Below are 17,241 nucleotides of genomic sequence, written 5' to 3' on the forward strand. Positions count from 1 at the left end.
GAATATGGAGTTCAAATGATCCGCAAATTCGTCGGGGCTGCAGTAATAGCGCTTGGCCTGAACACTACAGCCGCATTGACCGAAACCCCATTTATTGTAGTCCAATCAACCACGTCGACTCAGAATTCGGGCTTGTTCGACCATATCCTGCCAGGCTTTGAAGCCGAAAGCGGGATTGATGTCCGCGTGGTGGCTGTTGGTACAGGGCAGGCGATCCGCAATGCGATCAACGGTGACGGGGACGTCTTGCTGGTTCACGCCAAACCTGCCGAAGAGAAGTTTGTGGCAGATGGTTGGGGTGTTGAGCGGTCGGACGTGATGTACAATGATTTTGTCCTTGTAGGGCCAAAATCCGATCCCGCCAAAGTGAAAGGTGGGACTGACATTATCGCGGCGCTGACCGCCGTGGCTAAGGCCAAGGCGCCCTTCGCCTCACGCGGGGATGACAGCGGGACGCATAAGGCAGAATTGGGCCATTGGGCCTCGTCCGGTATCGACCCGACCGACGCTTCGGGCACTTGGTACCGGGAAACTGGATCCGGGATGGGGGCGACACTGAACGTGGCTAGTGGGATGGGTGCCTATGCGCTGACGGATCGGGCGACCTGGCAGAGCTTTGGCAACAAGGGAAACCTTGAGGTCATGGTTGAGGGCGATCCGCGCCTGTTTAATCAATATGGGATTATTCTTGTGAACCCTGACAAGCATCCCAAAGTGCGGGCGGCCTCGGGGCAGCGCTTTATTGACTGGTTGACCGGACCCGAAGGGCAGGCGGCCATCGCATCTTACACGCACGACGGCCAACAGCTGTTCTTTCCCAACGCCCAATAGGGTCATCCGCTGGCTCCATTGTGATGGATGGTTCCCAGATCCGACAAGTCATACCCGCCGAATTCTTCTGCCCGGGTGGCAAAGCGGTCGGATTGCACAAAGCCGAGCAACCGAAGCATCGGGCCATCGAAATAGGCGCGCCTCCAGATGGCAAGGTCCAGGCGTTCGGTATGGGTCGGGGCAAAGCCCAGATTGTACAGCCCCGCAAGCGCACCCAGGCCGAATCCGGCATCGGCTTTGCTGTCATGCAGGGCTATGGCCAGCTCTTCTTCGGTACGTGCGCAGGTCGGCAGGGTATCCAGATCGTCTCGGTTCAGGCCGTGCGCCTGCAGTTGCGTGTCGAACAACCGTTGACTGGCGGCACTGTCCTGACGAAGAAGAATGCGACGGCCCCGGAGGTCAGAAAAGTCCGATATCCCAGTCACACCGGGGGCCATCAGTAGCCCACGCTGGCGTTTTGCTAGTTCGAACAGAATGACGGGTGCCTCTCCCAGATGGTCCTGGAGAGATTGCGTGTTAAATCCGTCTGTCTCGTGGATATGCAGCGCCGCAGCCTGCGCTGATCGTTCTTTCAGGCGATTCAAGCCGTCAAATGAGCCGTCATAATAAGTTGCCAGGCCCGACCCGCTTTCCCGCAGAGCCCAATCCAACAGCGGATCATGACTGCCCGCCACGATCGGCGGCAGCGACGGTTCTGCGACCTGCGGTCCGCTGCGCGATGCGTTCAGCCAGGCAATGACTTCGGCCCTTGGAAACAAGAGTTTGCCCATGGCCCGGACACAGGGGACCTCGCCGGATGAAGCAAGGTCATAGGCTTTACGCTCGCCAATGCGCAGCAGGTCGGCCAGTTCTTTGGTGGTCAGGTATTCTGACATTCAGTCGAGGCGCACGGCCGAACCCGCGCTGGCATTCGCCGCGCTGAATCCGAATTGGCCTAAGGCAAATGGCGCAGCGACGGCAATTACAGCCATCGTGGCAACAGCGGCTAGAAAGGCTTTCATATTTACCTCCGGTTCAGTTTTCCGGTGCCGTGACGCGGCGCAGAAAGGCGATCAAATCTTTGCGGTCATCCGCTTGTGTAATCCGTTGCATGGGCATCTTCGATCCCGGAATGTAATGGTCTGGTCCTTGGTCGAAAAGGGCATTTATCGTCTCGCCATTCCAAATGATATCAGAGTCTTGCAGCGTGTCCGAGTAGAAATATTCCGGTAAGCTGCCCGCCCGGCGACCAAATACACCAGAGAGCGTAGGTCCAGCACGTCTGTGCCCGTCCGCCGTCAGGCTGTGGCAGATCGAGCATTTGCGCACGAATTGGCGCTCGCCATTGTCCATCTGGTCAGGGTTCTTCAGAAAACTAGGTTCAGTCGCGGCCATCTGTTGTTGGTCGCCAAGGTCAGATACCGGCCAGCTATACATCGCCTCATCTATACCACCTGCATAGATGTTTTTACCATCGGTTGAGAAGGCCAGCGCCCAGACCGGGCCGCGCAATGTGGCCCGGAAATCCTGTGCGATGCGCCAGTCGATGGTATCGACCAACATGATATGACCCTCTCCGTCCCCCACCGCCAGCAAGCTGCGGTCCGGGCTGAGAGCCAGCGCAAGGATTGGACGGCGGTCCAGGGTGAAATCATGCTCGTCGCCTGTAGTCAGATCACGAATGCGCGTGACGCCATCGACGGCCCCATAGGCAATCCAGTTTTCATGGGGATTCAGGACCAGTTCGTTGATGCCGAACCCGTTATCAACCAGTCGCAGTTTTTCCTGACCGGTTGCGACATCCCAAAGACGAACCGCCCCATCAACCCCGCCGGTATACACCGCATCTCCGTTTGGTGTGAACACAACAGCATTCACACCGCTGCCTGTGGGCCCCAATATCTTTGGCTCTGACCCGTCAAGCGGCCAAACCCCTATCGTGCCGTCCCAACTGGCAGTGGCGATGTAGGAGTTTGAAACAGCAATATCGACGATCTTGCCCTTGTGCCGCCCGAGGATTTGGCCATCCGGCCACCGGCGCAGGGTAAAGTCGTCACCAGCGGAATAGATCGCTGTGTCGCCAAAGGCGACGCTATTCACGGCAGCCTCGTGCCCCTCAAGCCATTGCGGCGTGCGGTCTGACCACAGGCCGACGGAGTTGTCGAAGCTGGCCGTCGCAATCCGGCCGTCCGGCGCGGAGGCAATCCCCATGATCGGACCGCCATGACCTTTCAGCGTGAAGAACTCGGCCAAAGCGGGCAGGGGGGTCAACACCAGTGCTAGGATTAGACTGCGCATCTATTCCGCAGGCGAGGCCACTGCCTTATTGGCCTCTTTTTCCTGTACCTCTTCGAGCCAAAGCGAGTGGTGCTCACGCGCCCATTGTTCCTCGACCTCGCCGGTGCCCATCGCGTCGAAAGCGCCCTCCATCCCCACCGAGCCCAGGTAGATATGCGCGATGATGATGGCGATGAAGACATAGGCGACCATCACGTGCCAAACCTGAGCATATTGCATCTCTTCTTGGGGGGACATCTGCACCGGAAGGTTCAGACCCAACATCTGCGGGATGCCGGTGGCATTTGCGATTGAGAAGGTCTTAGCAAACAGCGGCATCTCAAACGGGAACAGCAGAGACAGGCCAGACAGGCTGATCGATACGCCCAGCAGGATACAGGCCCAGAAGATGATCTTTTGACCCGCGTTGAATTTTTTGGCCGGGGGATGGCTGCCTTTCGTGAACAACCCGCCGCCGGCGGCCAGCCATTTCAGGTCGGTGCGGTTGGGGATGTTGTGGGCGATCCAGTTCACAGTGACCATGATCAAACCCAGCATGAAGGCCCAGGCGAGGTTGTTATGCAGCCATTTGCAGCCCTGCGCTATGGCTGCAAAACCTTCTTTCCCGAAGATCGGGATCAGAAAGTCTCGACCATAAAGGGTCAGCAAACCGGTCAGGCCAAGGATCAGGAAAGAGCCCGCGAACAGCCAATGTCCGAACCGCTCAAAGCCCGAGAAACGCGTAACCGTGCGTCCCGTCTTTTCACCATCAATGCGGATTTTACCCCGGATCAAGAAGAACAGCAGCAGAATGCCAAGCATCCCGGCCAGAATATACGTGCCGTAATCGCGCAATGGGCCTGTTCGGAAATTCAACCACCACATGCCACCGTCCTGTATCAAGACGCTGGCCGCAGGACCGTTCGACGAAACGGTCACATCCGCGGAGCCATACCGCAAAGCGCGATAGACGTCGCTGTCAGACGCCACGCCACGTGTGCCCAGCTGGCCCATCAGACCTTCGGCGTTGCCTTGACCGGTGTTACCTGAGCGATAACCGTTATCGACCGTCTCGCCACGCTGCCGGGCCAAGATATCCTCGAGCGTGGTCGCACCACCCGTCGAATTGCGATCCGGAGCATCCTGAGCAAGGGCAGGAACAGTCAAAACAATGAGACAGAACAGAAGTCGCAGGAAAGTCATATGAACCTCGTGACGCGGTCATTGGCGTAGGCCCTTTTCTGGGCGGGCAAAGATTTTCGTCGAAAAATCTTAGTGCTCCCCGGCACACGGTTTGCGCGCCGGAGAAGGTTTGGCCAAGGATCAGCCGTCTTTTTGGTCGTAGGCTGTGCCCCACCCCCAGGCGCCAGACCCGAAACCGCGCGCCACGACGCGTTCGCGATAGATGGCCGATACCACGTCGCCGTCACCGGCAAGCAGGGCCTTGGTGGAACACATCTCGGCGCAGATGGGCAGTTTGCCTTCTGCGATCCGGTTGCGACCGTATTTGGCGAACTCTGCGGTCGAATGCGTTTCCTCGGGGCCACCGGCGCAGAAGGTACATTTGTCCATCTTGCCACGTGATCCGAAGTTGCCCGCCTGCGGGTATTGCGGCGCGCCGAACGGGCACGCATAGAAGCAATAGCCGCAGCCAATACACAGGTCCTTGGAGTGCAGGACGACCCCTTCTTCGTTCTGATAGAAGCAGTCAACCGGGCACACCGCCATACAAGGCGCATCCGAGCAATGCATACAGGCAACCGATATCGAGCGTTCGCCCGGGTCGCCGTCATTGATCGTCACCACTCTGCGGCGGTTGATGCCCCAGGGCACCTCGTGCTCGTTCTTACACGCGGTTACGCAGGCGTTGCATTCGATGCAGCGTTCAGCGTCGCAGAGAAACTTTGCTCTAGCCATTGTCGTCCTCCTTACGCTGCTGAGATCTTGCAGAGAGTCGCTTTGGTCTCCTGCATCTGGGTTACTGAATCATAGCCATAGGTCTGGGCGGTGTTCGAACTTTCTCCCAGCACATAGGGATCAGCGCCTGAGGGGTATTTGTCCCGCAGATCCTGACCCTGGAAATGGCCGCCAAAGTGGAATGGCATAAAGGCCACGCCGGCACCAACCCTGTTGGTCAGCATCGCCATCACCTTGACCTTGCCGCCCTCAGGCCCTTCGACCCAGACCTGAGCCCCATCGCGAATGCCCAGATTGTTGGCATCACGGGGGTTGATCTCGACAAACATGTCCTGTTGCAACTCGGCCAGCCAGGGGTTCGACCGGGATTCCTCGCCGCCACCCTCATACTCGACCAGACGACCAGACGTCAGGATTATCGGGTAATCCTTTGAAAAGTCGTTCTTCTGGATCGAGGCATACAGGGTTGGCAGGCGATAGGACTGACGATCCTCATAGGTCGGATAGTCTTCTACCAGATCGCGCCGGTTGGTATAAAGCGGCTCGCGATGCAACGGGATCGGGTCCGGGAAAGTCCAGACCACGGTGCGGGCCTTGGCGTTGCCAAAGGGCGCACAGCCATGTGCAATCGCAACCCTCTGGATGCCGCCTGACAGGTCGGTTTTCCAGTTGGTCTTTGGCCCCGCAACGGCGTCAATGGCCGCACGTTCTTCGGCCGTCAGATCGCCGTCCCAACCAAGATCCATCAGCATCTGCATCGTAAACTCAGGGTATCCGTCCTGAATTTCCGACCCAACGCTATAGACCCCTTCGGCCAGCAGGTTGTCACCATCACGTTCCACGCCAAAGCGCGCGCGGAAGGTCAGGCCACCTTCGGCCACCGGTTTGGACATGTCATAGAGGTTTGGTGTCCCCGTATGACCCATCTCTGGCGTTCCCCAGCACGGCCAGGGCAGACCGTAGTATTCGCCGTCGTTTGGTCCACCTATAGCTTGCAGCGTGGTTCTGTCGAACGTGTGCTGATTGGCCATGTGGCTTTTCAAACGCTCCGGCGACTGGCCGGTATAGCCGATGGTCCAGAGGCCCGAGTTGAACTCACGCGTGATGCTTTCAACATTCGGGGTTTCGGCGTCCTCCATCTCGATATTGCGGAAGAACCGATCCGCCCAGCCGAATTTGTTGGCGAACTTGGCCATGATGACCTCGTCCGGCAGGCTTTCGAACAGTGGTTCGACCACCTTGTCGCGCCACTGCAACGAGCGGTTCGAGGCCGTGACCGAGCCACGGGTTTCGAACTGCGTACAGGCCGGCAGTAGGTAAACGCCATCGGTCCGATCATGCAGAACGGCGGAAACGGTGGGATACGGGTCGATCACGACCAGCATGTCCAGCTTTTCCATCGCCGTCTTCATTTCCGGCCCACGGGTTTGCGAGTTCGGAGCGTGCCCCCACAGAACCATGGCGCGGACATTGTTGTCCTGATCCATGTTGGCGGGGTCTTCCAGAACACCGTCGATCCAACGAGAGACCGGGATGCCGCGCTCATTCTGCAGCGGTTTATCCTTGCCCTCCTTGTCCTTGATCGAGGCGAACTGGCCGGACAGCCATTCAGGGTCTTCACCCCAAACGCGCGCCCAATGGCCCCATGCCCCTGCGGACAGGCCATAATAGCCGGGTAGGGTATGGGACAGAACACCAAGGTCCGTCGCACCCTGCACGTTGTCGTGGCCACGGAAGATGTTGGTGCCACCGCCCGACGTTCCCATGTTGCCCAAAGCCAGCTGCAGCACGCAATAGGCGCGTGTGTTGTTGTTGCCATTGGTATGCTGGGTGCCGCCCATGCACCAGATCACCGTGCCAGGACGGTTGTTGGCCATGGTGCGCGCCACGCGCTTAAGCTGTGATCCGGGTACGCCGGTCACACGCTCAGTTTCTTCCGGGTTCCAGTTGGCGACCTCTTCACGGATCTGATCCATGCCCCAGACACGGGTGCGGATGAACTCCTTGTCCTCCCAGCCGTTGTCGAAGATGTGCCAGAGGATACCCCAGATCAGAGCCACGTCAGAGCCGGGGCGGAACCGGACATACTCATCCGCATGCGCTGCGGTGCGCGTAAAGCGCGGGTCGCAAACGATCAGCGGCGCGTTGTTCTGCTCTTTTGCGCGCAGAACATGCAGCAGAGAGACCGGGTGTGCCTCAGCCGGGTTGCCACCGATGATGAAGATAGCCTTGGAGTTGTGGATGTCGTTATAGCTGTTGGTCATGGCGCCGTAGCCCCATGTATTCGCAACACCCGCAACAGTAGTCGAGTGGCAGATACGGGCCTGATGGTCCACATTGTTCGTGCCCCAATAGGCGGCGAACTTGCGGAACAGATAGGCCTGTTCGTTGTTATGTTTCGCGGAACCCAGCCAGTACACACTGTCCGGTCCGGATTCTTCGCGGATGTTCATCATGCCGTCGCCGATCTCGTTGATCGCCTCTTCCCAGCTGATGCGCTTCCACTCGCCGCCTTCCTTTTTCATCGGATATTTCAGGCGGCGTTCACCATGGGCGTGCTCACGGACCGAGGCCCCCTTGGCGCAGTGCGCACCTAGGTTGAAAGGGCTGTCCCAGCCGGGTTCTTGCCCGATCCAGACGCCGTTCTGCACCTCGGCCACAACGGTACAGCCGACCGAGCAATGCGTGCATATGGATTTGATGTTTTCGACGGCTTGATTGGCCGCTGACTGGGCACTGGCTGGCGTCACGGTTCCACCCGTGGCGCTGATCGCGGCCAACCCGCCGATCGTCAGGCCCGATCCGCGCAGGAACGCGCGGCGATCGACGGTTTTCTCGCCGACCTGGGACAGGATACTTGTCCGCTGGGAGCGTCTCGCAACCCCGTTGGTCTTTTTCCTAAGCATTTCTTTCCTCCCTTGCTGGCCATGTTAGCGATGGCTGGCTTGGTACTGTTGGTGCCGACGTCAGGGCCAATCGCAACCGTCAGTCGGGTGGTGACATCGTCCGGGGTTCAGAACCGGGCGCTGTCCAGATATGCGCGCGTATGCGCGGTGTCCTGCATGCGGGTCTCATCCGTCGGCAGCTCGGCTGCCTCGGCTTGTCCGCTCAGGCTGGCGGCGGCAACTGCAGCGGGCGCTGCGGTTCCGGCCAGTTTCAAGAAGTCACGGCGCGTGGCGCCTTCTTCCTTGGTTTTGCTCATGGGATCCTCCTTTCCCAATTGCGATCTAGCGCCTATTGGGGCGCTGGCGAATGGCGGGATCATCCCGCCGTCATTCGAAAGGCTTCACGCTCGATTTCCATGAAAACCCGACCGGCGGTGCCGACCGAGGCATAGAAAACCGAGTTTTCCGCAGCTTCCAAATCTGAATAGAAATGTGCGGCCCAGGGGCCGATGTGCTTGTTCCAGAACGCTTTTTGATCCTCCAGCGAGGCGGGCGCGCCAAAGCGACCGACGATCATACCCGCCATCATCTCCATCAACGAGGCGATATTGTCTTCGGGTTCAAACACGTTCTGCGCTCGTGTGATCTGACGAACCGCCATGTCGTTGCGCAGTTGCGCCAGCGGTTTTTCGTTCAGGAATCCAGTCAGGTAGAAACTGGCATAGGGCAGCAGTTCCCCGCGCCCCAGCCCAATGAACAAGGCATTGAATTCGCGTTCGGCAGCCGCGGGTTTGGTCACCTTGGCGACCCGCGACATGGCCTTGATAGCCTGACCCAGATCGGTTTCATCGCCGGTCAGACCAGTAACCTGAGACAGCAGCATCTGATCCGGAGGCGCCGCAAGCAGCAGCCCAAGGAAGTTATAGAAATCCGCGCGCAGACGATCCTCGGCTGAGACGTCCAGGTTTTGCGCGTTGCTTGCGGTCATACGGTTATCCTTCGTATTCAAACTTCATGCGGCGTGGGGCAGGCGTAAGCTCTGCCTCATCCGGGTCGTCGATTTCAGAAATCATTACAGGTTCTGCCGAGTGTACCTCGGGCGTTTCGGGCAACTCAGGCTCAGGCTCTGATGTTGGGTCTTCAACCTCAGGCGCTGCGTCTTCCTCTTCGGTCTGAGCGGCCAAAGCCTCGATATGGGCCAGCATTCCCTTGCCGACCTGATAGGCGGTCTGGATATTTTCGATCACGCAGGCGGCGTCGGTATAGTCCTCGCCGTAATCCACCAGCCCATCGACATTGGCCAGAACCGGGTTCAGACGCCAGAGCTGCCGAAGGGCGCGGCGGCGCAATCGGTCAGGCACTGCCTTGGCCATAAAGCCCGAGACGTCGTCACCAACTTCCAACTGATCAGGGTCGGGCAAATTGAATTCCGCCAGAATTTCAGCGTCAGTCTTTTCTTCCAGCTCGCCCCGCTGTTCAGCGAAAGCCTGTTCTTGTGCTGCTACAACCTCGGCTTTGGCCTCAGCCTGAACGGCGGCTTTGCGTCGCGACCAGAAATCGCGGGTTTCTGTCATTGCACAATCCTCCGCGGGGCGCGGAAAACATCCGAGTCCTGCCGGATGCGTACATCCCCTTTGCCGTCCTCAACCAGATCGGTGCGTTTCTTATCACGGCGGCGCTTGACGAAGACTTCGTTGCGATGATGCTCCAGTGCGAAATCACGTACCCAAGCGATCAGCCCATCAGTCATTGGGATTTTCTCGACAAGCTCTTCGCCGGTATCGGCGTAATCCTGTCCTTCGAACGGTGAGGCGGTCACCAGCACCGCGTCCATCGGCTGTGTTCCATCCAGCGCATCGCGCAGGACCAGATAGATCGAGGGTTGCCCGTCCGACAGGTTGACCATGTAGGCTTCGGCCTCATCTGACCACAGGGTCAGGGGCAGGGTGGCTGCATGGTATTCGACCGCTTCACCCTCGCGCCGCATCTCCAGCCAATCGGCCGGTCCAGCGCCGGGCAGCACGGCGACGGCGCGCCAGTTCCATTGCGCCCAGCGTGTAACCCCGGGTGTTTTGCGCACGACGACGCCGATTGGCATTTCAATCTGGCTGGCGGCCTTGGCCACTAAGTCCTCCCTGGAAAGCTCTCCCCTGCCTTCCTCAGGGTCTACTATGGTACACAAAGTAGCTTCCTGCCAAGTCCTTGGGTGGTCGAATATGCACCTTTCACCGATTGTTTACGGTCCTCGCGGCTCTTATCGGGCTTTGTTCCGGCGATCCGGCCCCCACGGGCATTGCTACTTTCTTCAGAGGTTCTAAGCTGACCTTGGACTGGGGAGGACATCCGGGGGGAGGTTATGGGTACGAGATTGCTGCTATGTGACTGTGCGGGAACGCAAACCATTGACGCTGAGAAACTATCGTCAGCTTGCGATGTCGCCTGCTCCAGAATTCACACCGCATTATGTACGAAAGAACTGGAAAGTGTCGCACAGCCGCTGCAAGAGGGCAAAGTCGTAATAGCCTGTACACAAGAGCAGGATGTTTTTCTGGCACTGGCCGATGAGTTAGGTGTCGAAGTGCCAGGGTTTGTCGATCTTCGCGATCGTGCCGGGTGGTCTGAACAAGGGCAGGATGCTGCCCCCAAAATGGCCGCGCTGGCTGCTGAGGCGGTGTTGCCTCAGCCGATCACACCCAGTGTCGATGTGGTCAGCGAAGGGACGTGTTTCATAGTCGGGCCCGGCGCAGTAAGTTTTGAGTTGGCTGAACGCCTCTCGGACATATTGGCCGTGACAGTTTTGACCACTGATGACACAGAGCCCATGTCGCGCCGCTTTGATGTGATACGCGGGCGCGTTCGTTTGGTGACCGGTGCGCTGGGCGGGTTTTCGATAAAGCTGGATGCGTTGCAGCAGCTTGAACCCGGAGGACGCGGGGCTTTTGGCTGGACCGAACCACGCGACGGGGCGAACTCCTCATGCGATATGGTTGTTGATCTGACGGGCGGCATGCCTCTGGTGCAGGCCCCGTCCAAGCGCGAGGGGTATTTGCGGGAAGATCCCAAAGATGCGGTGGCCGTGGAGCGTCTGTCGTTCGAGGCCATCCAACTGGTCGGGACATTTGAAAAACCTCTCTATGTCCGGCTGGAAGAATCCCTATGTGCGCATTCCCGTGCCGAACAGGTCGGGTGTACGAATTGCCTGGATATCTGCCCGACGGGGGCGATCACCCCTGCGGGCGAACATGTAGCCATCGACCCTATGGTTTGCGCAGGGTGCGGAGAATGCGCGGCGGTTTGCCCATCTACCGCGATAACTTACGAGGATCCGCCCGTTTCTGCGCTGCTGTCACGGATGCACATTCTGTCGCGCACCTACCGGCGCGCAGGCGGGCAAACGCCCCGGCTGTTGGTGCATGACGCGCATGGGGCCGAAATGATCCGTCTGTCCGCCCGTTTCGGTCGCGGGATTCCAGCGGATGTGATCCCGCTAGAACTGAACGTGATCTCGGGCTTTGGCCATGCCGAGATTCTGGCCGCGCTGGCGCATGGGTTTGCGCGGGTTGATGTGCTGCTGGCCCCAACAACCGAAAGGGATGCCTTGGACCGCGAACTGGCGCTGGCGCAGGCTATCGCTGGGACTGCAGGGATGGCACTGATCGACCAGGCTGATCCCGATGCGCTGTCCGACCTGCTATATGCGCAGGACGTGCCGCCCCCCTTGGCCGACCCGGTTCTGCCGCTGGGAAATCGCAGGCAGATTACGCGACTGGCCGCACAGGCGCTGAACCCGCAGGCCGCAGCCCCGTTGCCCTTGCCCGAGAATGCACCCTATGGGGCCATCGCGGTGGATACGGACGCCTGTACATTGTGCCTCAGCTGCGTGTCCCTTTGTCCGTCAGGCGCTTTGGCCGACAACCCGGATATGCCGCAGCTGAACTTTCAACAGGATGCCTGTCTGCAATGTGGTCTGTGCCGGACAATCTGTCCCGAGAATGCAATAACTCTGGTTCCGCAACTGGATTTAAGTGATGCGGCCCTGTCTCAGGACGTGTTGAACGAAGAAGACCCTTTTGCATGTGTGGAATGCGGTGCCCTCTTTGGTGTCAAATCGACCGTCGAACGTATCATGGAAAAGCTGTCTGGTACGCATCCGATGTTTGCGACATCCGAACAGGCGCGCATGATCCAGATGTGTGACAACTGTCGTGTGAACGCGCAGTTCCAGCACAAGGACAACCCGTTTCAGTCAAACCCGAAACCCAAAGTCGTCACGACCGAGGACTATTTCTCGAAAAGAAAGGATCATTGAAGCTGTAGCGGCGCGCCCAGATCTGCTGCCTCGATGGCCGAGACAAAGGCCAGAATCGCCTCTAACTCCTCCAGCGTCATCTCGACCGGGTGGATTGGCGAAGGACGCAGAGGGTCAAAGGGCGGGGTTACGTCCTCAATCTGTGTGAAAGCGGGATGAGGGTTCAGGGCAAAGAAGGCCTCGAACCGTTCGGACCAGTCCGGCATAGCCCGCAGCACGGCGAAAGAGGGGGTGGAGCCAAGCCCGTTCATCTGGTTCTGCGGACCGATCACATGGCAGCGCCCGCAATGGGTCATCGACAGCTCCGCACCCAGGACAGCGTCGCCGTCGATCTTGTCGGTCTCGGTCGCGGCCTCGACCGTTAAGCTGGCGGAATAGGGCGGGCCGCTTTCGGGCGCGAAACTCTCAACGGTGCGCTTGCCGATGTCAGACAGCAGCCAGTCCCGAAACCGAAGCTGCTTTGTGTCGTCCAGTATGCGCAGGTGGTAAGTGACCCCGTGACGCGCGAAAACCGGATCGCCTGGCGGTGATCCACCCAGAGACATAGCGCCGGTATCGTCCGCAACGACGCGTATCCCGGTCTTGAGAGAAAAACGCGGAAGAATATGTTGCAACAGACCAGAGTCTGTAACCTCATCCGGGGCGGCAAGCCCCAGCGCCTCTTGCGACCAAGAGGGGGTAGCAGAGAGCAGCAAGCTCAGGCAAAAGGAGGTAACCCGCATAAAGGCAGCTTATCGGCCTGCGCCCGAATGCGTCAAATGAACGAAAAAAAGACGGAGACACATGCAATGAAACGTATCCCAACGACCGGGCAAACCAAAAGGGTAATGGCATGAGTGTTCGTGACGCGGTTCTGGCGAACCTGAAGAAAATCACCGATCCGGTTTCAGGCCAGGATATCGTCAGCGCCGGAGTTGTCCGCGCGTTGAATGTCGATGGCGATACAGTGCGCTTTGTGCTTGAGATTGATCCGAAACAGGCAGAGCGGATGGAGCCGGTGCGCGCCGCCGCCGAGCATGCTGCGCAGTTGGTGGAGGGGGTCGACAAGGTTTCCGCCATGATGACCGCGCATTCCGAAAAGGCCCCGCCTGAACTGAAGCCCAAGCCGAAACCATCTCAGACAGGTCCGCAGGCCGTTCCGGGTGTCGATCGGATCATCGCCGTTGCATCCGGTAAGGGCGGAGTCGGTAAATCCACCGTATCCGCAAATCTGGCTTGTGCTTTGGCTGCAGAAGGGCGGCGTGTCGGGTTGTTGGATGCTGATGTCTATGGCCCATCACAGCCTCGGATGCTGGGTGTCTCTGGCCGCCCGGCCAGCCCGGATGGCAAAACGATCCTGCCCCTGCGCAATCATGGCGTCACGATGATGTCGATGGGACTGATGACCAACGAAGGGCAGGCGGTCGTCTGGCGTGGTCCGATGCTGATGGGCGCGCTTCAGCAGATGATGGGGCAGGTTCAGTGGGGAGCATTGGATGTATTGATTGTCGACCTACCGCCGGGCACCGGCGATGTGCAACTGACGCTCAGCCAGAAGTTCAAGGTGGACGGGGCCATCGTGGTGTCGACCCCGCAGGACGTGGCCCTGATCGACGCGCGCAAAGGGATCGATATGTTCAATCAGCTCAAGACGCCGATTATTGGAATGATCGAGAATATGTCGACCCATATCTGTTCGAATTGCGGTCATGAGGAGCACGTGTTCGGCCATGGCGGCGTCGCCGCTGAGGCCGAGGCGCTGGGCATTCCGCTGCTTGGTGAGATTCCGCTGCATCTGGATATCCGGGTTGCGGCGGATGGGGGCGCGCCCATCGTTGTCAGCAAGCCGGACAGCGCACAGGCCGAAGCTTTCCGCAAGATTGCCCGCGACATGATCACCAAGGGCAATGCATGACCCAGCCGGTCTTTCCTCCGTTGCTGACTGGACATGGCGTTCAGGGCGGGGAAGACCCGTTCGAACGCGCCCAGGCGATGGCAGCGCTGGGCTGTGATGCCGGAACGGTGGTCTACAATATTCAGGCCAACCGTTTGCGCGTTGCCATTGTATTTGCACCTGAGGTTCCATTGCAGGATGCCATGGTGATGTTGCCGCTTTGCGGAGTTGGGTTTCAGAATGCGCTGGGCGCTCTAGCCCCGCCCGAGGTTGCCGTTCATCTGGACTGGGGCGGCCCTATCTGTGTGAATGGTGCGACCTGCGGCAAGTTTCAGGTTGCTGCGTCGACTTCAGACCCTCAGATTGAGCCTGACTGGTTGATTGTCGGCTGGGAGCTGGCCTTGCTACAGACCAGCACCGCGCCAGGCCAGGCCCCGGATATCACAGCGCTCTACGATGAAGGGTGTGCCGAGGTCCAGCCTGTCCAACTGATTGAAAGCTGGTCGCGCCATATGCTGACATGGCTCAACCGTTGGCAAGAAGACGGCAACGCGCCGTTGCACAGCGAATGGTTGGGCCTGCTGCGTGGTGTTGGCGAACCCTTTGGCGAGATCGGGGTCTTTTTGGGCACTGATGAACGGTTTGGCATGCTTATCCGCAATGGTGCGGACACCCGCCTGCACCCGCTGACTGACTTACTGGAGAACGGATGATGAAACTGGCCCGTGCGATCCATTTCGATGAAAGCGACACGAATGTGTTTCATTCTCCGGCGCGAACGGGTGAGTGGTGCATTTCAGGCGGGTTCGAGTTTTCGAATTGGGGCGAAGGCGATTTGGAGGGTAAAGCCCGCCAGGCCTTTGCGAATGGTTGGTTGGGGGTTGAGACATTCGGCCGGGTGACCTTTGTAGCGGTGACGCAGGTTGAACAGGCCGAGATCGACCAGATTGCCCGGAATTTGGCGGAACATTTCGTGCAATTCTACGGGGCCCCATCGGTCGAGGCCGCCCTGGGTGTTGCGCAGGAAGAGATCGCGCATATGGCAGAGCTATGTGATGAACACGCCGCCAATACTCTGCTGACCGTCGCCCGTGAGCTGTCTGAAACCGGGGTGCTTGAGGCGTTTCGCATCATCACACCGCAGGAAACCCAGCTTGAGGCGCTGGCGGTCCACGGATCGCTGGACGAATAGGGCTTATAGCAGATCAGCAAAGCCGCCGAATTGACCGCGTTTGAAGATCAGGCCTTTGCCGGTGCGGTACATGGCCTGTTCGACTTCACCCACGATGATCAGATGATCCCCTGCCTCGTGCCGGGCATGAAGCTGGCAGTCGAACCGCGCCAGACAATCCGCCAGACGAGGGCGACCACGGTGATCTGCGGCCCAGTTGGCATGTGAAAAATCCGCACCCTCGCGCGCGAATTTTAGGGCCTGTTCCTGCTGTTCCTCAGCCATCACATGGATCGAATAGTGATCGCAGTCTTTGAAAGCGTCGAACCGGTTTGAATCCTTCGCCAGGCACCACAGCACCAGCGGAGGCGTCAGCGAGACCGAGGAAAACGAATTGACCGTGATTGCGCGGGGCCCCAGCGCAGTTTCGGTGGTGACAACGGTGACGCCGGTTCCAAAACACCCCAATGCCTCGCGAAACGCGGTGCTGTTGTCCGGGGTTGGGGTGAAGGTGCGGTCCGTCATCTCACGCTCATTCTGTGGCCGCGCCTCAGGTGCCACGGCAAGTCGGGATTGTCCATGAAAAGCTGCGCCTGAGGTGCATATTTCGCCCTCAGTTCAGGTCCTCAAGCAGACGACCGTGCCGGCGGGTTGCTTCGATGACCTCGCCAAACGTATTCATCCCGCGCGCTTGCAGCATCGGAAGCATCCGAACCAGCGCCTCGGCGGTGGCAACTGCATCACCCAATGCCGTATGGCGCAGCTCATGCGGAATTGTAATGTCCAGCCGTTCGCACAGCGCGTCCAAAGTGTGCGTGTCGCTGGCGCCGAACAGGACCGCTGATAGCAGGACCGTATCCAGTACGGGATGCGTCCACTCAACTTTCATACGGTCGGCGTGGCGTCGTAGAAACGCCATATCAAAAGGTGCATTATGAGCCACGATTACAGCATTTCGCGCGAATTCGTGAAAGATACGCCCGGCTTCGGCGATTTCCGGCGCGCCTTCGACCATTCGATCCGTGATCTTGTGAACCTTGGTCGAGGCGGCAGGGATCGGCATGACCGGGTTCACCAGCATATCCAGCCTTTCGCCTTCGACCATCCGTCCATTTACCACACGGACTGCGCCGATCTGGACGATCTCGTCTTTGTGCGGCAGCAGGCCTGTGGTTTCGGTGTCGAAGACAACAAAACAAAGCTCGCGCAGAGGCAATGTCTCGAATGATTGGTCGGTGGATGTGTTCAGCAAACCAAAGTCATAGACCAGAGGTCTGGCAGCCTCAGGCGCTATATTGGCGGCGCTGTCATCTAGGATTAGCATATAGCCGGAAGTTTCCCCCAGCGGTTTCATGCGGGCTGAATAGGTCTGCGCCCCATCAATGCTGGTCAGCGAACAGGATGCCTCCATCCCGGTCTTGGTCAGTTTAGCATAGGCTTTCTGCAGCGCGTCTGGCTGGAAGTAATCGAACAGTGGCGCATTCAGGCGTGGATGCGAAATCTGTGCCAGAACCTCGGCCGCCTGTCCGTCATACAAAACGAGCCTGTGAGAGGCGCTAGCCAGCAATATGGCTACAGGAATTTCAGTCAAAAGCGCCCTAAGCCTTTGCTGTTCCGCAGCCAGATGCTCGGTTTCAGCAGCGACAGCCTCTGCCACGCCCATGGTCTTGTCGGACAGTTGGTTGGCCAGACCGGCAGCCGCAGGGGCCAGGTCGCCAAGATACCGCGCGGCTTGCAGATCGAGGTCGCGGCTGACACCGGCATGCGCTCGTGCGCGCAGTTCAGCGGAAAGCCTTTCGATCGGCTTGGCGACATTATCGTCGAACAATAGCCAGACAGCGGCGATCAGGGCCAGCAGACCGAACCCGATGACGATCTCTGCAAAGATAAACGCGTCAAAAAGGGCCGGATCCGCCGCCCGCCTGTAGCTGACCCAAAGCGCAACCGAGCTGACGGCAACCCCGCCGACCGCCAGCAGGCAGAAGAAGAGGAAAATCCG

At 59.0% G+C, this 17,241-nt stretch carries 18 protein-coding genes; 5 read left to right on the plus strand and 13 right to left on the minus strand.

Annotated elements, in window-relative coordinates; all coding sequences use genetic code 11:
- Nucleotides 1–15: 15 nt before the first annotated feature.
- A complete protein-coding gene (locus AC2FJV_RS09660; RefSeq protein ID WP_496693278.1) occupies nt 16–831 on the plus strand; it encodes an ABC transporter substrate-binding protein in 816 nt (271 codons plus the stop codon).
- A 2-nt stretch (nt 832–833) separates the two neighbouring features.
- On the opposite strand, the gene AC2FJV_RS09665 is transcribed toward AC2FJV_RS09660, so the two are convergent.
- The 10 genes from AC2FJV_RS09665 to AC2FJV_RS09710 form a co-directional block, all read right to left on the minus strand.
- Nucleotides 834–1,706 (minus strand): substrate-binding domain-containing protein, encoded by an 873-nt coding sequence (locus AC2FJV_RS09665; RefSeq protein ID WP_281972249.1) that lies wholly within the window; start codon nt 1,704–1,706, stop codon nt 834–836.
- Nucleotides 1,707–1,832 carry a hypothetical protein gene (locus tag AC2FJV_RS09670; protein WP_271946568.1) on the minus strand — a complete coding sequence of 42 codons (126 nt, stop codon included), beginning with the start codon at nt 1,830–1,832 and terminating at the stop codon, nt 1,707–1,709.
- 13 nt (nt 1,833–1,845) lie between these two features.
- Nucleotides 1,846–3,108 (minus strand): c-type cytochrome, encoded by a 1,263-nt coding sequence (locus tag AC2FJV_RS09675; protein WP_496687651.1) that lies wholly within the window; start codon nt 3,106–3,108, stop codon nt 1,846–1,848.
- Nucleotides 3,109–4,290, minus strand: a complete 1,182-nt coding sequence (locus AC2FJV_RS09680; RefSeq protein ID WP_496677794.1) for a formate dehydrogenase subunit gamma — start codon at nt 4,288–4,290, stop codon at nt 3,109–3,111.
- A 120-nt stretch (nt 4,291–4,410) separates the two neighbouring features.
- Nucleotides 4,411–5,004, minus strand: coding sequence for a formate dehydrogenase FDH3 subunit beta (gene fdh3B / locus AC2FJV_RS09685; RefSeq protein WP_085821701.1), 594 nt, complete (start codon nt 5,002–5,004; stop codon nt 4,411–4,413).
- A gap of 11 nt (nt 5,005–5,015) precedes the next feature.
- Complete coding sequence (locus AC2FJV_RS09690) at nt 5,016–7,910, minus strand: formate dehydrogenase subunit alpha (protein WP_281972245.1); 2,895 nt, start codon at nt 7,908–7,910, stop codon at nt 5,016–5,018.
- Between the two features lie 107 nt (nt 7,911–8,017).
- Nucleotides 8,018–8,206 carry a ubiquinol-cytochrome c reductase iron-sulfur subunit N-terminal domain-containing protein gene (locus tag AC2FJV_RS09695; RefSeq protein ID WP_142634359.1) on the minus strand — a complete coding sequence of 63 codons (189 nt, stop codon included), beginning with the start codon at nt 8,204–8,206 and terminating at the stop codon, nt 8,018–8,020.
- Between the two features lie 59 nt (nt 8,207–8,265).
- Entirely contained in the window at nt 8,266–8,877 is a 612-nt protein-coding gene (locus tag AC2FJV_RS09700; RefSeq protein WP_271946579.1) for a TorD/DmsD family molecular chaperone, read from the minus strand.
- 4 nt (nt 8,878–8,881) lie between these two features.
- Nucleotides 8,882–9,463 carry a DUF3306 domain-containing protein gene (locus AC2FJV_RS09705; RefSeq protein WP_496713537.1) on the minus strand — a complete coding sequence of 194 codons (582 nt, stop codon included), beginning with the start codon at nt 9,461–9,463 and terminating at the stop codon, nt 8,882–8,884.
- On the minus strand, nt 9,460–10,014 hold the full coding sequence (locus tag AC2FJV_RS09710) for a DUF3305 domain-containing protein (protein ID WP_142634353.1): 555 nt from the start codon (nt 10,012–10,014) through the stop codon (nt 9,460–9,462). Before AC2FJV_RS09710 ends, AC2FJV_RS09705 begins: the two co-directional genes overlap by 4 nt.
- Nucleotides 10,015–10,245: 231 nt before the next feature.
- Here AC2FJV_RS09710 and AC2FJV_RS09715 point away from each other — a divergent pair, with 231 nt between their 5' ends.
- Nucleotides 10,246–12,198, plus strand: coding sequence for a 4Fe-4S binding protein (locus AC2FJV_RS09715; RefSeq protein WP_496713539.1), 1,953 nt, complete (start codon nt 10,246–10,248; stop codon nt 12,196–12,198).
- Here the strand turns inward: AC2FJV_RS09715 and AC2FJV_RS09720 are convergent.
- Nucleotides 12,192–12,920: a c-type cytochrome gene (locus AC2FJV_RS09720; protein WP_496713541.1), complete on the minus strand. Its 729-nt coding sequence runs from the start codon at nt 12,918–12,920 to the stop codon at nt 12,192–12,194. The genes AC2FJV_RS09715 and AC2FJV_RS09720 overlap by 7 nt on opposite strands.
- A gap of 110 nt (nt 12,921–13,030) precedes the next feature.
- Here AC2FJV_RS09720 and AC2FJV_RS09725 point away from each other — a divergent pair, with 110 nt between their 5' ends.
- From AC2FJV_RS09725 to AC2FJV_RS09735, 3 genes are read left to right on the plus strand one after another with little or no spacing between them, the layout of a single operon-like run.
- On the plus strand, nt 13,031–14,092 hold the full coding sequence (locus AC2FJV_RS09725; protein ID WP_281972241.1) for an Mrp/NBP35 family ATP-binding protein: 1,062 nt from the start codon (nt 13,031–13,033) through the stop codon (nt 14,090–14,092).
- Complete coding sequence (locus tag AC2FJV_RS09730; RefSeq protein WP_496687669.1) at nt 14,089–14,784, plus strand: biotin/lipoate--protein ligase family protein; 696 nt, start codon at nt 14,089–14,091, stop codon at nt 14,782–14,784. Before AC2FJV_RS09725 ends, AC2FJV_RS09730 begins: the two co-directional genes overlap by 4 nt.
- Nucleotides 14,784–15,263: a DUF6505 family protein gene (locus AC2FJV_RS09735; RefSeq protein WP_281994741.1), complete on the plus strand. Its 480-nt coding sequence runs from the start codon at nt 14,784–14,786 to the stop codon at nt 15,261–15,263. The genes AC2FJV_RS09730 and AC2FJV_RS09735 overlap by 1 nt, the downstream gene beginning before the upstream one ends.
- Nucleotides 15,264–15,266: 3 nt before the next feature.
- Here AC2FJV_RS09735 and AC2FJV_RS09740 read toward each other — a convergent pair whose 3' ends face one another.
- Both AC2FJV_RS09740 and AC2FJV_RS09745 read right to left on the minus strand, forming a co-directional pair.
- Nucleotides 15,267–15,767, minus strand: a complete 501-nt coding sequence (locus AC2FJV_RS09740) for a flavin reductase family protein (RefSeq protein WP_281994740.1) — start codon at nt 15,765–15,767, stop codon at nt 15,267–15,269.
- A gap of 88 nt (nt 15,768–15,855) precedes the next feature.
- The coding region (locus AC2FJV_RS09745; protein ID WP_496713543.1) for a 3'-5' exonuclease at nt 15,856–17,241 on the minus strand (1,386 nt) is incomplete at its 5' end.

The sequence above is a fragment of the Ruegeria sp. CDSA241 genome, assembly GCF_059611265.1.

Coding starts and splice junctions, on each gene's coding strand:
- AC2FJV_RS09660 (WP_496693278.1), top strand. CDS start 16: ATGATCCGCAAATTCGTCGGGGCTGCAGTAATAGCGCTTGGCCTGAAC.
- AC2FJV_RS09665 (WP_281972249.1), bottom strand. CDS start 1,706: ATGTCAGAATACCTGACCACCAAAGAACTGGCCGACCTGCTGCGCATT.
- AC2FJV_RS09670 (WP_271946568.1), bottom strand. CDS start 1,832: ATGAAAGCCTTTCTAGCCGCTGTTGCCACGATGGCTGTAATTGCCGTC.
- AC2FJV_RS09675 (WP_496687651.1), bottom strand. CDS start 3,108: ATGCGCAGTCTAATCCTAGCACTGGTGTTGACCCCCCTGCCCGCTTTG.
- AC2FJV_RS09680 (WP_496677794.1), bottom strand. CDS start 4,290: ATGACTTTCCTGCGACTTCTGTTCTGTCTCATTGTTTTGACTGTTCCT.
- fdh3B (WP_085821701.1), bottom strand. CDS start 5,004: ATGGCTAGAGCAAAGTTTCTCTGCGACGCTGAACGCTGCATCGAATGC.
- AC2FJV_RS09690 (WP_281972245.1), bottom strand. CDS start 7,910: ATGCTTAGGAAAAAGACCAACGGGGTTGCGAGACGCTCCCAGCGGACA.
- AC2FJV_RS09695 (WP_142634359.1), bottom strand. CDS start 8,206: ATGAGCAAAACCAAGGAAGAAGGCGCCACGCGCCGTGACTTCTTGAAA.
- AC2FJV_RS09700 (WP_271946579.1), bottom strand. CDS start 8,877: ATGACCGCAAGCAACGCGCAAAACCTGGACGTCTCAGCCGAGGATCGT.
- AC2FJV_RS09705 (WP_496713537.1), bottom strand. CDS start 9,463: ATGACAGAAACCCGCGATTTCTGGTCGCGACGCAAAGCCGCCGTTCAG.
- AC2FJV_RS09715 (WP_496713539.1), top strand. CDS start 10,246: ATGGGTACGAGATTGCTGCTATGTGACTGTGCGGGAACGCAAACCATT.
- AC2FJV_RS09720 (WP_496713541.1), bottom strand. CDS start 12,920: ATGCGGGTTACCTCCTTTTGCCTGAGCTTGCTGCTCTCTGCTACCCCC.
- AC2FJV_RS09725 (WP_281972241.1), top strand. CDS start 13,031: ATGAGTGTTCGTGACGCGGTTCTGGCGAACCTGAAGAAAATCACCGAT.
- AC2FJV_RS09730 (WP_496687669.1), top strand. CDS start 14,089: ATGACCCAGCCGGTCTTTCCTCCGTTGCTGACTGGACATGGCGTTCAG.
- AC2FJV_RS09735 (WP_281994741.1), top strand. CDS start 14,784: ATGAAACTGGCCCGTGCGATCCATTTCGATGAAAGCGACACGAATGTG.
- AC2FJV_RS09740 (WP_281994740.1), bottom strand. CDS start 15,767: ATGACGGACCGCACCTTCACCCCAACCCCGGACAACAGCACCGCGTTT.